Source organism: Mycobacterium sp. GA-0227b (assembly GCF_001499855.1).
Classification (GTDB): domain Bacteria; phylum Actinomycetota; class Actinomycetes; order Mycobacteriales; family Mycobacteriaceae; genus Mycobacterium.
The window spans coordinates 189,864-204,003 of the sequence record NZ_LQIK01000034.1 but is presented as its reverse complement, the minus strand read 5'-3'; the positions used below and the strand labels follow the sequence as shown (position 1 = coordinate 204,003).

Below are 14,140 nucleotides of genomic sequence, written 5' to 3'. Positions count from 1 at the left end.
GGGCGCTTGCGCTCGAAATCAGCGCGATTCTTCGGTCACAATTTCACGTTCGGCGTTGGCCCCCTCGGGGCTGATCAGGTTCACCGGCCTGGCCAACTGCGTCGGCGCTGTGCGACCGCGCAAGTCGACGATCTCGCCGACGTCCCAACACAGCGCTTCGGCGTCGAGCGCCCCGCTGACCGCGATCGCCGAGGCCAGCACGTGACCTTCTTCCAGCTTCGCCAGTTCGGTGAGCCGCGCCGCCTCGTTGACCGGATCTCCGATCACGGTGTACTCGAAGCGTGCCTGGGCGCCGATGTGCCCGGCGATCGCCCGGCCTGCCGACACCCCGATGCCGAACTCGGTCTGGCCCAGCACCTCGATCAACTCGTCGTGCAGTTCCCGGGAGGCGGCGAGCGCCGCCCCGCACGCATCCGGGTGCTCGATCGGTGCGCCGAAGATGGCGAGCGCCGCGTCGCCCTGGAACTTGTTGACGAAGCCGCCGTGCCGGTTGACCGTGTCGACCACGACGCGGAAGAAGTCGTTGAGCAGGTTGACGACCTCGGAGGCGGGGATCGTCGCCGCCAACTGCGTCGAGCCGACCAGATCGACGAACAGCACCGCAACGTCGCGCTCCTGACCACCCAGTTCGGTCCCGCGTTCCAATGCGCGGCGGGCCACGTCCTCGCCGACGTAGCGACCGAACAGGTCGCGCAACCGCTGTCGTTCGGCCAGGTCGCGGACCATGTCGTTGAAGCCGGCCTGCAGCAGACCCAGCTCGCTGGCGTCGTAGATCTGCATGTGGGCGTTGTAGTTGCCCCGCTGCACCTCGCCCAGCGCCCAACGCAGTTGGCGCAGGGGGTCGGCGATCGACATGGCCACCAGGACGGTGCCGGCCAACCCGACCACCAGCGCGGAGATCGCAAGGATCAGGATCGGCGTGGTGAGGCGGTGTGCGGGCGCGGTGAGGATCTCGAACTTGCTGGCCACCAGCGCCAGCACGATCGCGATGATGGGCACGGCGGTGGACAGCACCCACGTCATCACCTGGCGCGCGATCACCCCCGGCGCCCGGAAGTTCTCCGGTACGCCACCGCGCAGGGCGGCCACGGCGACGGGCCGCAACACGCGCTCGGACTGCAGGTAACCGATGATCGCGGTCGCGGTGGCACCCAGTCCGGTGGCGACAGCCACGACTGGCGCCGACTTGCTGGCCACCGGCCAGCTCGCGACGATGAACACCACCGAGCCGAGGAACCAGTTCACGACGTTGATCACCGACCGGTAGAACGGCATCTTCAGTGCGCGGGTGCGCGCCACCTCGGTCTCGGCCGGATCCCGGTCGCCGAGCAGCATGTCGCGGCGCTGCCAGCGCATGACCGGGATGAGCAGCCGCAGGCTTACGTACGACGCGGCCGTGAACCCGACGAACAGGAAGCCGAGGAATACCGCCAGGTTGAAGGCGGGCAGATCCTGCAGTTGGATGCGGTCCTCCGGCGGCAGGCCGAACCTCAGGAAGCTCAGGACCAGCAGGGCGCCGATGATGTCGGCCTGCACCATGCCCAACGTGAACACCGGCCACGGGGTGCGCGCGGCCCAGCGGACGAATGCGCTGATTCGCCCGATCGGTCTCGCGTCCATGGCCACGCGTCAACCGTATCGGGCATCGGGGACGTCTACGGGTGGTGTGAGACGGACGTGTCGGTTCGCAGCATTACTGTTATCTGCGATGGGCGGTGTCTTCTCGCGTCTGGTGGGTCAGCAGGCCGTGGAGGCCGAGTTGGTGGCCGCGGCCCGCGCTGCGCGCGGTGAGGAGGCTCACACCGGCCTCGCCACCGGGACCATGACACACGCCTGGCTCATCACTGGCCCGCCGGGCTCGGGTCGCTCGGTGGCGGCGCTCTGTTTCGCGGCCGCGCTGCAGTGCACAGCCGAAGGTGCGCCGGGCTGTGGTGAATGCCGCGCGTGCACGACGACGATGGCCGGCACGCACGCCGATGTGCGTCGCATCATTCCCGAGGGACTGTCGATCGGCGTCGACGAGATGCGGGGCATCGTGCAGATCGCCTCGCGGCGGCCGGGCACCGGGCGGTGGCAGATCGTGTTGATCGAGGATGCCGATCGGCTCACGGAGGGCGCGGCGAACGCACTGCTCAAAGTGGTGGAGGAGCCTCCGCCGTCCACGGTGTTCCTACTGTGCGCGCCGTCGGTGGACCCGGAGGACATCGCGATCACCCTGCGATCGCGGTGCCGGCACGTGGCGTTGGTGACGCCGAGTGTGGACGCCATCGCGGACGTGCTCGTCGAAAGCGACGGGCTGCCGGAGGCCGACGCCCGATGGGCGGCGTCGGTCAGCGGCGGCCATGTCGGCAGGGCCAGGCGACTGGCCACCGACGAGGCGGCCCGCGAGCGCAGGAAACGCGCGCTGGGGCTGGCGCGGGACGCGGCGACTCCCTCGCGGGCTTACGCCGCGGCCGAGGAGTTGGTGAAGACGGCCGAGGACGAGGCGTTGGCGCTGACGGTGGACCGCAACGAGGCCGAGACGGAGGAGCTGCGCACCGCACTCGGCGCGGGCGGCACCGGCAAAGGCACGGCCGGCTCGCTGCGCGGAGCTGCGGGTGCGCTGAATGCCCTTGAGCGACGGCAGAAGTCGCGCAAGACGCGTGCGTCACGCGATTCGCTCGACCGGGCGCTGATCGATCTGGCGACGTACTTCCGCGACGCGCTGCTGGTGGCCTCCGGTGCGGGGGACGTGCAGCACCACCATCCCGACATGGGGGACGAGGTCGCCAAGATCGCCGCGCATGCATCGCCGGAGAAGCTGTTGCGTTGCATCGAGGCGGTGCTGGAGTGTCGCGAGGCGCTGGCGGTGAACGTCAAGCCGAAGTTCGCGGTCGACGCGATGGTCGCCACCGTCGGCCGCGCACTGCGTGACTGAGTTGGGTCCGCGACGGGCCCTGCCGTAGACTCGTGCCGCCGCTACGGCACTTCGCTCTTCGCGCAAGCGCTCGTCGGACGGCACGCCACCTTAGCTCAGTCGGCAGAGCGGCTCACTCGTAATGAGCAGGTCAGGAGTTCGATTCTCCTAGGTGGCTCCAGCTCTTTCGCGCCGAGCGCACGCTTGGTGTCCCGTCGCTCCGAATTTGCGTACCTCAACCGTGCGCTCGGTGAAGGAACTCGCGGACCAGTGGCACCACTTCGTCGAGGTGTGTTTCCAGCAGCCAGTGTCCGCCGCCCAGCAGGTGAAGCGGCGCATCAGGTAGGTCGCGGTGATAGGCCCGCGCCGATTCCTCGGGCATGTACCCGTCGTGCGGACCCCACACGATCAGCGTCGGAGGTCGGTGCTCGCGGAGATAGGCCTGCTCCTGGGCGAACCAGTCGAGCGTCGACGGTTGGTCTTCGAGCAGCCGGATGAGGTTGGCCAACCGGTCGGGGGTGTTCATCAGCGACCAGTGCAGCGTCCACAGGTCGGGGCTGATGCGGTCGGCGACCTCAGCGCGAAGTTCGCCGCGAAATTCGCTTTCGAAACCTGCGAGGGTGACATGCCGGGCGATCCGGCGACGCGACGCGGGCCCCGGGTTGTCCCAAAGCTTCTTGAGGAAGCCGTACTTGGGTCCGAAGGCGTCGGCGTAGATGTCGCCGTTCTGAATGATGAGTCCGGCGACGCGGCCGGGCTCGGCGAGGGCGAGACGGAAGCCGAACTGAGAGCCGTAGTCGTGCAGCCAGATGACGTAACGCTGGAGACCGAGGCTGTTGACGAAGGACTGCAGAAACGCCGCGTAGGCGTCGAAGGTGTAGCCGAAGTCATCCGGTGAAGGTGTTGCACTGTAACCGAATCCGGGCATGTCGGGTGCGACGAGGCGCCACTGGTCGCCGAGGGCGGCCATGAGATTGCGATACACGTAGGAAGACGCCGGGTAGCCGTGCGGCAGCACGACGACAGGCGCCTCTGACGGGCCCGCTTGTCGATAGAAGGTGTCGATACCGTCGACGGTGACGCGGTGGTGGGTGACCGGTGCGATACTCACCTTTCCAGCGTGGCACGGAACGCTCCCATTACCCGCTCGGCCATCGCGGAAGTGCGGTCACTCGTGGTTTCCGCCGAGCGCGTGATACTCCTGCTCCAGCATCCTGATGCGTGCGCCGATCGCGTGGGACTCGGCGTTGGTGCGGTGCATGATCTCCTGCAGTTGCGCAAGGCCCTTCTGCGCGATGACCACGCGCATCGGGTCGCCGTTCTCGCCCGCCGGGATGCTGTTGGCGGCGTCGACGACCCACCTGCGCAAGTCGTCGAGATCGCGGCGGCCGGCGCCCACCGACTGCGCGGAGTTGTCGCCTTCGGCTGCCAGTCGCCGGTCCAGGTCGGCTAGCCCACCGATGACGCGCCGGTGCCCGGTGTTGACCTCGTCGTACTCGGTGGCGGCGCGGCCGGTCCACCGGAAACCCGGTGCGGCCGACTCGAGGTCGGACTGCAGCGCGCGCAGCGCGCTGCTGTTGTCGTACTGCGCACCGGTCTGCGGGGCGCCCTCACCATAGGTCCGGCGCGCGTTCGACCAAGTCGTCAGGAACGCGTCGATTACGCTCATCGGTCAAGTATCTCAGCCCGCCGGCTACCTCGGCGCCACGAATCCGACCGGCCCAGAGGCGATGCACACCGACAACGCCGCGGTGTTCGCGCGTACTTCGATCGCGTCTCCGGCACCAGGGAGTCGGACGAACACCCGGTTCAGCCCGGGCCGGACCGGCACCTTGACCTCCTGGCCCTCCGACAGCGACATCATCATCGAGCCGTCGCTGTTGGCCAGGTAATTGATCTCTGCCGTCCAGTCGGCCGGCAGCAGCGGGCCGTCCAACGGCATCCGGACCGGGGCATCGGGTTGCACCAGGTATCCGCAACCCGGCGCGGGGCCCGGTGCGATGCTGCGCACCCACGTGACCTTGCCGTCGACCACGCGACCCGTATTGTCCAGCATGCGCAATTCCGGTGTGGCCGTGGCGAATTCAGGACGATGCGGGAGCAGCGCGAACATGTGGCTGGCGCGGTTCTCCGGGCCCACCACCCGTTGCAACACCATGGGGTCGACCTCCTGGTCGAGCATCGGCGCATCGGACGTCCGGGCGGCCTCGGCCAACCCCGCCACCGCATTCTGCAGATACGGTTGCGCCGGGTTGTCGCGCCAACTCGTCAGAAACGTCGCGGTCGAGTACAGGCTGCTCGCCACGAATGCTGCGGTCAGCGAACAGATCACGGCCGTGCGGGTGCGCGACGCGTCCAGCCATTCCGACCCCTCCCGGTTCGGCGCGCACAATCCGACCGCCGCCAGCAGCGCCAGCACGACGACGAGATCCGGCAGATACCGCAGCGTCTGCGCCAGCTCCAAAGCGGTGAACTGCGACGAGCGCATCAGGTAGATCGGGATCTGGCAGGCCACCGCGTAGCCCGCCGCCACCAGCCACACCGCGCCGATGCGCCGCTTGCGCAGCATCGTCACCGCAACCACCGCGGCCAGCGCCACCCATCCCAGCACCATCACAGTCAGCGGCGGTGTCGCCCACGGCGATGCCGGGGCCCAGCGCTGCCAATCCCACGGGCCGCCGACCAGGCCCGGCACGATTCCGTGCGTCACCGACCGTGCGAGCAGGTCCCACGTCATCGCCAGGTCCAGGCTCCAGCGCTTCTGGTCGACCACCACGAGGTAGACGGCGATCCATCCGGCCGTAATCAGCAGGGACGGCACCCACAGGCGGAGACCTCTGCGCCACACCGCTTTCACCGATGCGGTATCGGTCACATGCGCCAACAGCGCCGCCACCGCGAACGCGACGAACGGGATCACCGCCGCCTTCTCGAAAAACAACAATCCGCCGACGTACACCAACAAACCCGTCGCCGCGTAACGCCTTCTACCGGTGCGCACCAACAGGATCGCGTCGCCGCACACCCATGCCATCGCGGCCAGCATCGGCAGCGAGTTCAGCGCCGCGGCCCACCACGCGAATCCGGGCACCGCCAGCGGCGTGAACAGCGCGAAGGTCAACGGCAGCAACAACACCGGCCGCCAACCGAGGATCACGTGCAGGGCCCGCAGCAACGCCAACGAGGCCAGCAACTGCAGGATCAGCAGGCTGATCGCCGGGCCGACCCAGTTCAGCGGCGCCAACCGGGTGATGCCGCCCGCGACGAGGAACGCCGCGGGCATGACGTGGCCGTCGTGGTCGTCGAACAGATATGCCGGCGACAGCAGTGGTTGCGTGCCGGCGCGACCGATCAGGATCAGATCGTCCCAGTAGAAGTAGCCGCCGAACGCAAGTACCGCCCGGATCGCCAACTGCACGACGATCAGGACGACGGCGGTGCGAGCGACCCAGGTGCCCAGCCAAGCGTTACCGGGGATACGCATCCCCTGCTTGCCGGCGAGCGGTCCAGGCAGACCGCACCATTTCCTCCAGCGAGTGCCGCATCTGCCAGTCCAGGTCGCGCGCCGCCAGATCACCCGACGCGACGATGCGCGCTGGGTCACCGGGTCGGCGCGCGGCGATGATCGGCTCGAAATCGAAGCCGGTGACATCGCGGATCGTCGTCATGATCTCGCGAACCGAGGTGCCGCTGCCGCTGCCGAGGTTGTAGACGGGTTCGATCGGCTCGCCGGCGGCCAATCGTCTCGCCGCGGCGACATGCGCAAGCGCCAGATCCGACACGTGGATGTAGTCACGCACGCAGGTGCCGTCCGGCGTCGGGTAGTCGGCACCGTTGATCCGCGGAGTCTCTCCGCGACAGAGCATGTCGAACACGAGAGGAAACAGATTGTGCGGGCTGACGTCGAACAGATCCTCCGCCCCGGAGCCGACCACGTTGAAGTAACGCAGGCTCGTGTGCCGCAGCCCGCACGCACGGGCAGTGTCGCGAATGATCCACTCCCCCACGAGCTTACTGACGCCGTAGGGCGATTCGGGTGCTGTCGGCGTCTGCTCGGTGACGATGTCGACATCCGGTGTTCCGTAGGTGGCCGCGCTGGACGAGAACACAATTTTGTCGGTGCCGGCGGCTTCCATCGCCTGGAGCAGCGTGACCGTCGCCGAGACGTTCTGCTCGTAGGTGTGTAGCGGTTGTTGCACCGAGACACCTGCGTACTTGAAGCCCGCGATGTGTACGACGCCGGCCACGCGATGCTCGGCGAGGGTACGGGCGACAAGTTGACCATCGAGCAGGCTGCCGCGCACCAGAGGGACGTCCGACGGAACGAATCGCTCGAGGCCGGTTGAGAGGTCGTCGATCACCACCACAGGCATGTCGGCGGCCGAGAAAGCGCGCACGACATGCGAACCGATATATCCCGCGCCGCCGGTCACCAGCCAAGTCATTCGATCATCCTCACCCTCGGAACGGGGGCCAGCATACGGACGATCTCGATCCGCACCCTCGATCACCCTGTGCGCTTGCGTGACAGCGCGCGCAGGTGCACCGCGATACCGACCAGCGGCCCGCACATCAGCGCGAACACGGTGCGGGTCTGCAGGTCGAGCGGTAGCAGCAGCAACAGCGTCGAGGCAACCGTGGCCGACACCCAGCCCAGCGAGTACGCGCGGTGCAGCGACGCCGCCACCGCCGCCGCACCGGTCAGTGTGAGCAACGCAATCGCGGTCGCCCCGGCCGTCAGCCAGGCCAGCAGCGCGCCGTCGGCCCGGTACTCCGCGCCGAACCCGCTGCGCAGCAACCACGGCCCGACCATCCACGCGGCGAGCATGCCCAGCGAACCCACGCCGACGACGAGGACCGAAGGGGCCGCCAGCGCTCGCAACCGGTGCGCGCGCTGGTCGACGAAGTGGGCGATCAGGTTCCCCTGCATCGCCGTGAGCGGAACGAGCAGCGGCGCCCGGGTCAGCGTCACGGCGAGGATCACCACACCTCCGGCCGCGCCGAGCTCGCCCGAGGTCGCCTTGAGCAGCACGGGAAAGCCCATCACGAGGATCGCGCTGGCGCCCGCGGCGGCGATCGAGTGCATCGCGCCGCGCAGGAACGTCGCGGTGCGAACCGGGGTCAGCAGGCCGGCGGCGTGCCGGGTGGTGGGTGAGGCGATCAACATGAGCAGCCATGCCACCGCACCCGCCACGGTGGCCCACAGGTAGCCGACCAGCCCCCAGCCGATCAGAAACGTCGCGATGGCCACCAGCACCCGCAGCCCGGCGTCGGTCACCATCAGCGAGCCGTAGGCCGTCCATCGGTTCAACCCCGCCAGCATCCCGAGCAGCGTTGCGTGCAAACAGAACCCGGCCAGCCCGACGGCCAGCAACGCGATCGAGAGCCACCGTGATTCGACGAACACATGCTCCGACCACAGCGGTGAGCTCACCGCGATCGCCGCTGCCGACACGACGCCGACGACGGCGGCAACCCGCACCGGACGGGTGTGTGGCCCGTCGGCTGCCTCGAGATCACCGGCGGTGCGCACCTCCCGGGTGGCCTCCTGCAGCAGGCCGAACGCCGCGCCCGTGACGAGTCCGAACGCTCCCCAGAACACCCCGAACACCGAGAAGCCCGCTGGTTCGAGGTCGCGGGCTGCCAGATACAGCACCGCGTAACCGCACAGCGCGGACACGGCAGTCGCCGCACCGACCCGAGCGACGCTGCTGCGAGCGACCGGACCGGTCGGCGATGTGCCGCTTGCGCTGAGCGCATCGAACGGCGCGCCCGCATCGGTCACGACGGCTCCAGCGCGGGAAGGTCCGTCGAATACAACCAGCGGTCCCACAATGGTCGCAGTGACGTGTTCGTGTAATGCGATGCCAGGCCGGTGAAATCGTCGGTCACCACGGTGCTGTGCCGATAGCGCGCAGTCCAATCCTGCAGTAGGGCAAAGAAGTTGGTATCGCCGAGATGGTGCCGCAGTACGTGCAGCGTGAGCGCGCCGCGTTTGTACACCCGGTCGTCGAACATGTCCCGTGGACCGGGATCGGCGAGGACGAGGTCCTGCCGCGAGCTTGCGAGCCGCTGATGGTAGTGCCGCGCCCAGTCGCCGGCGCTGCGGCCGCCGGAGTTCTCCGACCACAGCCACTCGGCGTAGCAGGCGAAGCCCTCGTGCAGCCAGATGTGCCGCCACCGTTTCGCGGTCACCGAGTTGCCGAACCACTGATGGGCGAGTTCATGCGCGATGAGCCGCTCGGCGCCGCGGCTGCCGTCGCAGTGGTTGGCGCCGAAGATCGAAATACCTTGCGCCTCCAAGGGAATCTCGAGTTCGTCGTCGGTGACCACGACGGTGTAACCCCCGCTCAGCGGGTAGGGGCCGAACAACTTGACAAACAGCTTCATCATCTGCGGCTGTCGGGCGAAGTCGTGTTCGAAGTTGCCGCGCAACCGGTCCGGCAGCACTGCGTCGATCGGAATGCCGTTCTTGGCCATGCGATGCCGGTCGTACATCCCGATCTGCACCGTGACCAAATATGTCGACGTCGGCTCCGGCAGCTCGTAGGTCCACGTCGTCATCCCGGCCCGCGCACGCCGCGACACCAACTCGCCGTTGGCGATCGCGCGATACGGGCTCTCGGTGGTGATCTGGATGCGAAAGCTCGCCTTCGCGCTCGGGTGGTCGTCGCAGGGAAACCATGACTGTGCACCGTTCGGCTGGCCGGCGACCAGGGCGCCGTCGGTCAGTTCCTCGAACCCGACGTCACCCCACAGCGAACGGATTGGCCGCGGAACCCCGCCGTAGCGCACGACGATCGTCATCGCCGCGCCGGCCGGCAGCGTGCCACGCAATGTGATGTGCAGTTTGCCCGCCGAGGTGTGAAACCGTTGCGGGCGGGCGTCATTGACGGTCACCTTCGTCGCCGACAGCTTGTTGCTGAGGTCGAGGGTGAAGGTGCGCAACGCTGCAAGCGTCATCGCGGTGATCGTCGCCGTGCCTGCGAGCCGGTTGATCGCCACCTTGTACTCAAGATCGAGTTCATAGCGCGACACCCGGTAACCGAAGTTGCCGCTGGCCGGTACGTACGGGTCGATGACCGGCGCTCCGGCACCTCCGCTCCTCCCGTCCGCGGCCTTCTTGCTGCTCGTCACGCGGCCGTTGTTCTGGTCGAAGGTGCCGACGCGCCACGGCGCTTCTTGCGCGGCGCAAGCCACGGCGCGATGGGATTGCCCTGCCAGCGCGTCGACGGCGGCACCTCATCGCCACGCATCACGAGCGAAGCGGGGCCGACGGTCGCTCCCGCACCGATACGCGCCGCGGGCAGTGCGACACAATGCGTGCCGAGTGTCGAACCGCGTTCCAGCACAACGGTGTCCATCCGCATGATCCTGTCGTGGAACAGGTGGGTCTGCACCACGCAGCCGCGGTTGACCGTTGCGCCCGTCTCGAGGGTGACCAGGTCGGCCTCCGGCAGCCAGTACGTCTCACACCAGACGCCGCGACCGATCCGGGCACCCAGTGCGCGCAGCCACAGGTTCATCACCGGCGTGCCGCTGGCCGCGCGCGCGAACCACGGCGCGGCGACCGTTTCGACGAAGGTGTCGGAGACCTCGTTACGCCAGACGAACGGCGACCACAGCGGATGCTCGTCGGCCTCGATACGCCCGACCACAAGCCATTTCGCGATGACGGCGGTGATCCCGGCGACCGCGCCGGCCGCCAGGATCACCGCACCGCCGGCCAGCGCAGCCCACCCCCAACCGGCATGCACCGCCAGCCACTGTAAGGCGAGCAACACCGCGACACCGATGGCGAACGTCACGATCAGCGGGACTATGCGGCACGTCTCGACCAGCCCGCGCAGCAGCTTCAGCCGCGCCGTCGGCGCGAAGGTGCGCAGCGCGTCGGCCGCAGTCGGTTTGCGGCGCAACCTGACCGGCGGACTGCCTAGCCAGGACGACCCCGCCTTGGCCTTGCGCGGGGCCGCCGACAGCACGGCGACAAGCCCGTCGTCGGGCACTCTGCGGCCCGGTTGGGTGATGCCCGAGTTTCCGAGGAAAGCCCGCTTGCCGATTGTCGCCTTCGCGACGTGGATCCAGCCGCCGCCCAGTTCATAGGACGCCACCATGGTGTCGTCGGCCAGGAACGCACCGTCCTGCACAACGGTGAATTTCGGGGTGAGCAGCGCCGTCGAAATCTCTGTTCCCCGACCCACTTTGGCGCCGAGAAGTCGCAGCCACCACGGCGTGAGCAGGCTTGCATAAATCGGGAAGAGATAGGTGCGTGCGGCGTCCATCAGGCGCTCGGTGGCCCAGATCTGCCATCCGATGCGGCTGCGCACCGGGTGATAGCCCTCCCGTAATCCCAGCGACAGCAGTCGCACTCCGCCCACCGTGAGCACCGCGTAGGCCGCCACCGCGGCCAGCGTCGCCACCGGCGTCCACAGGACAGCGGGCGCGATCGCGTCGGTCACCGACGCGGTATCGCGGACGCCGTAACCCAGCACGGCCAACCCGACGGCGATCGCGAGGAGCGGCAGCCCGCCGAGCAAAAGGGACGTGACGCCATAGACCGCTACCCACAGCGGGGCCCGGCGCGGGCGGTGGTCCGGCCACGGGTGCCGCGCCTTGCCCGACTTCACCGCGGGCGAACCCTTCCAGTACTGACCGTTTTTCACCTTGCCGACGACACCGGAGCCGGGGGCCACATCGGCGTTCTTTCCGACGACGGCGCCAGGCAGCAGCGTCGTCCGCGCACCGACGGTCGCGTCGTTTCCGACGGTGATCGGCCCGACGTGGAATCGGTCGCCGTCGATCCAGTGGCCGGACAGATCGACCTCCGGCTCGATCGAGCTGCGGTGCCCGAGCTTGAGCATCCCGGTCACCGGCGGAGTCGAGTGCAGGTCCACGCCCTTGCCGACCTTGTTGCCCAGTGCGCGCGCGTAAAACACCAACCACGGTGCGCCCGCGAGGTTTTCGGCGCCGCTGGCTTCGGCGATCCGCTCGGCGAGCCACACCCGCAGGTGGACGGGGCCGCCGCGCCGGTAGGTGCCCGGCGCCAACCCGCTGAGCAGGAGTCGGGCGCACAGCGCCGCGATGCCCATCCGGCCGATCGGCGTGACGAACAAGACGAAGCCCACCCCGACCCACCACCAATTCAGCGGCGCGGTCCACGGCACGACTCCGGCCAGAACGTTGTTGGCCAACGCCAGCCACACCACCCACTGCAGACCGGTCAGCGTCGCCAGCGGGAGCGACAACGTCACCTGGGCCCCCTGCGTGAGACGCGACGTCGGCTTCACCTCGCGCGGACCCACCTGCGGTGGTGGTTCAAGGTCATCGAGAAAGCTCGCCAGCGATCCCAGCCGGGGATGGTCGTAGAGGTCGCCGACGGTCACCTGAGGATGGCGCCGGCGCAGCGCGGCGACCAGTTGCGCCGCCGACAGTGAGCCGCCGCCGAGCGCGAAGAAGTCCGCTTCGGGGCCGTCGACCGGGGCGCCCAGCACGTCGCGCCAGAGGCCGGCGAGCCAGCCCATCGTGCCTGTCAGGTCGGCGCCGTGGTCCTCGGCGTCGATTCTGGCAGGGTCGAGCGGCCACGGCAGGGCGTCGCGATCGACCTTGCCCGAGGTGCGGGTCGGCAGCTCGTCGACGAGCACGAGGCGCGGGACCAGCGCTGCCGGCAGTGTCTCGGCCAGCGCGATGCGCGCCTTGGTGAGGTCGAACGACGAGGCGTCGCTGGCAGGCGAAAGGGTGACGTAGCCGACCAGCAGCGGGGTGCCACTGGTCGTTCGACGCACCGCCGCTGCACCGCCGCTGACGCCGGGCAGGTTGACCAGCGCGGCGTCCACTTCGCCCAGTTCGATGCGCCGACCGCCGACCTTGACCTGGTCGTCGGCGCGACCGACGAAGTAGAGGCCGTCGCGTTCCAGCCGCACCAGGTCACCACTGCGGTAGGCCCGCGACCAACCCAGCAGTGGCATCGGCGCGTATTTCGCCGCGTCCTTCTCAGGGTCCAGGTAGCGCGCCAACCCCACCCCCGCGATCACGAGTTCGCCCACCTCGCCGTACGGCACCGGCTCACCGTTTCGATCGACCACGGCCAGGTCCCAGCCGGCCAGCGGCAGCCCGATGCTCACCGGGCCGTCACCGGTCAGGCGCGCGGCGCATGCCACGACGGTCGCCTCGGTCGGTCCGTAGGTGTTCCACACCTCGCGGCCCTCGACGGCGAGCCGGTCCGCCAGGTCGGGCGGGCAGGCTTCGCCGCCGAAGATCAGCAGGCGCACCGCCTCGAGCGCCTCCGCCGGCCACAGGGCGGCCAGGGTCGGCACCGTGGACACCACCGTGATGTCGCGCGCGACGAGCCACGGCCCCAGATCCATTCCGCTGCGCACCAGCGACCGCGGCGCGGGCACCAGGCAGGCTCCGTGGCGCCAGGCCAGCCACATCTCCTCGCACGACGCGTCGAATGCCACCGACAACCCGGCCAGCACGCGGTCGCCGGGTCCGATCGGATTGTCCTGCAAAAACATTCGTGCCTCGGCGTCGACGAACGCGGCGGCGCTGCGATGGGTGACCGCGACGCCTTTCGGGGTGCCGGTCGAGCCGGACGTGAAGATGATCCACGCGTCGTCGCGACCGAGTGGCGACACCGCGCGCCAGCCCCGGGACGAACCGGGCCCGCGGGAAAGCCCCGCTTCGGTGATGATGGCCACCACGTTGGCCTCGGTGAACACCAGTTCGGCCCGCTCCTGCGGATCGTCGGCGTCGACGGGCACATAGGCGGCGCCGGTGGCCAGGGTCGCCAGGATCGCGACGTACAGTGCGTAACTGCCCGATGGCATGCGGACGCCGATCCGGTCGCCGCGGCCGATGCCCCGCGCGGCCAGCCACCGCACGCTGTCCTCGATGTCGGTGATGAGTTCGGCGTAGGTGAGCTGCACCTCGCCGTCGTCGATCGCGGGCGCTTCGGGATAGCGGCCCGCGGTTTCGTAGAGGATGTCGATGAGCGTGCGGGGCGCCGGCGCCACCGGGGACAACAAATATTGAGGCGGTACTTCCGGCGCCGACTCCCCAGTCACGGCTACAAAGCTACTCAGCGACGGGGTGGTGTTGCCCGCGCCGCACGCGGGGCGTGATCACGATTACGACAACGCCGGGACGTGGCCCGTCGGCGACGTCGTCGACAGCAGGTTTGATTTCCCCCGGTTTCGGTCATTCGCAGGTACCTGGCAGAATCGGCTGCGGAGGGGAGTATTCCTT

The 14,140-nt window shown here is 68.7% G+C and carries 9 protein-coding genes and 1 tRNA gene; 2 read left to right on the top strand and 8 right to left on the bottom strand.

Annotated elements, in window-relative coordinates; all coding sequences use genetic code 11:
* Nucleotides 1–18: 18 nt before the first annotated feature.
* Complete coding sequence (locus AU185_RS24205) at nucleotides 19–1,620, bottom strand: adenylate/guanylate cyclase domain-containing protein (RefSeq protein WP_156425656.1); 1,602 nt, start codon at nucleotides 1,618–1,620, stop codon at nucleotides 19–21.
* 88 nt (nucleotides 1,621–1,708) lie between these two features.
* Here AU185_RS24205 and AU185_RS24200 point away from each other — a divergent pair, with 88 nt between their 5' ends.
* Both AU185_RS24200 and AU185_RS24195 read left to right on the top strand, forming a co-directional pair.
* Complete coding sequence (locus AU185_RS24200; protein WP_059101705.1) at nucleotides 1,709–2,917, top strand: DNA polymerase III subunit delta'; 1,209 nt, start codon at nucleotides 1,709–1,711, stop codon at nucleotides 2,915–2,917.
* Nucleotides 2,918–3,001: 84 nt separating this feature from the next.
* Nucleotides 3,002–3,077: transfer RNA gene (locus AU185_RS24195), tRNA-Thr, on the top strand.
* 54 nt (nucleotides 3,078–3,131) lie between these two features.
* Here AU185_RS24195 and AU185_RS24190 read toward each other — a convergent pair.
* The 7 genes from AU185_RS24190 to AU185_RS24160 form a co-directional block, all read right to left on the bottom strand.
* The gene (locus tag AU185_RS24190; RefSeq protein WP_231740435.1) at nucleotides 3,132–4,007 is read right to left on the bottom strand and encodes an alpha/beta fold hydrolase; all 876 of its coding nucleotides are present in this window, start codon (nucleotides 4,005–4,007) and stop codon (nucleotides 3,132–3,134) included.
* 57 nt (nucleotides 4,008–4,064) lie between these two features.
* Nucleotides 4,065–4,565, bottom strand: a complete 501-nt coding sequence (locus AU185_RS24185; protein ID WP_059101704.1) for an EspA/EspE family type VII secretion system effector — start codon at nucleotides 4,563–4,565, stop codon at nucleotides 4,065–4,067.
* A 24-nt stretch (nucleotides 4,566–4,589) separates the two neighbouring features.
* Nucleotides 4,590–6,380, bottom strand: coding sequence for a hypothetical protein (locus AU185_RS24180; RefSeq protein WP_082684060.1), 1,791 nt, complete (start codon nucleotides 6,378–6,380; stop codon nucleotides 4,590–4,592).
* Nucleotides 6,364–7,341, bottom strand: coding sequence for a UDP-glucose 4-epimerase GalE (galE, locus tag AU185_RS24175; protein ID WP_059101703.1), 978 nt, complete (start codon nucleotides 7,339–7,341; stop codon nucleotides 6,364–6,366). The genes AU185_RS24180 and galE overlap by 17 nt, the downstream gene beginning before the upstream one ends.
* A gap of 62 nt (nucleotides 7,342–7,403) precedes the next feature.
* Nucleotides 7,404–8,681, bottom strand: a complete 1,278-nt coding sequence (locus tag AU185_RS24170; protein ID WP_059101702.1) for a polysaccharide biosynthesis protein — start codon at nucleotides 8,679–8,681, stop codon at nucleotides 7,404–7,406.
* Nucleotides 8,678–10,033: a M1 family metallopeptidase gene (locus tag AU185_RS24165; RefSeq protein ID WP_059101844.1), complete on the bottom strand. Its 1,356-nt coding sequence runs from the start codon at nucleotides 10,031–10,033 to the stop codon at nucleotides 8,678–8,680. Before AU185_RS24165 ends, AU185_RS24170 begins: the two co-directional genes overlap by 4 nt.
* Nucleotides 10,030–13,959, bottom strand: a complete 3,930-nt coding sequence (locus tag AU185_RS24160) for a Pls/PosA family non-ribosomal peptide synthetase (RefSeq protein WP_156425651.1) — start codon at nucleotides 13,957–13,959, stop codon at nucleotides 10,030–10,032. Before AU185_RS24160 ends, AU185_RS24165 begins: the two co-directional genes overlap by 4 nt.
* Nucleotides 13,960–14,140: the final 181 nt, after the last annotated feature.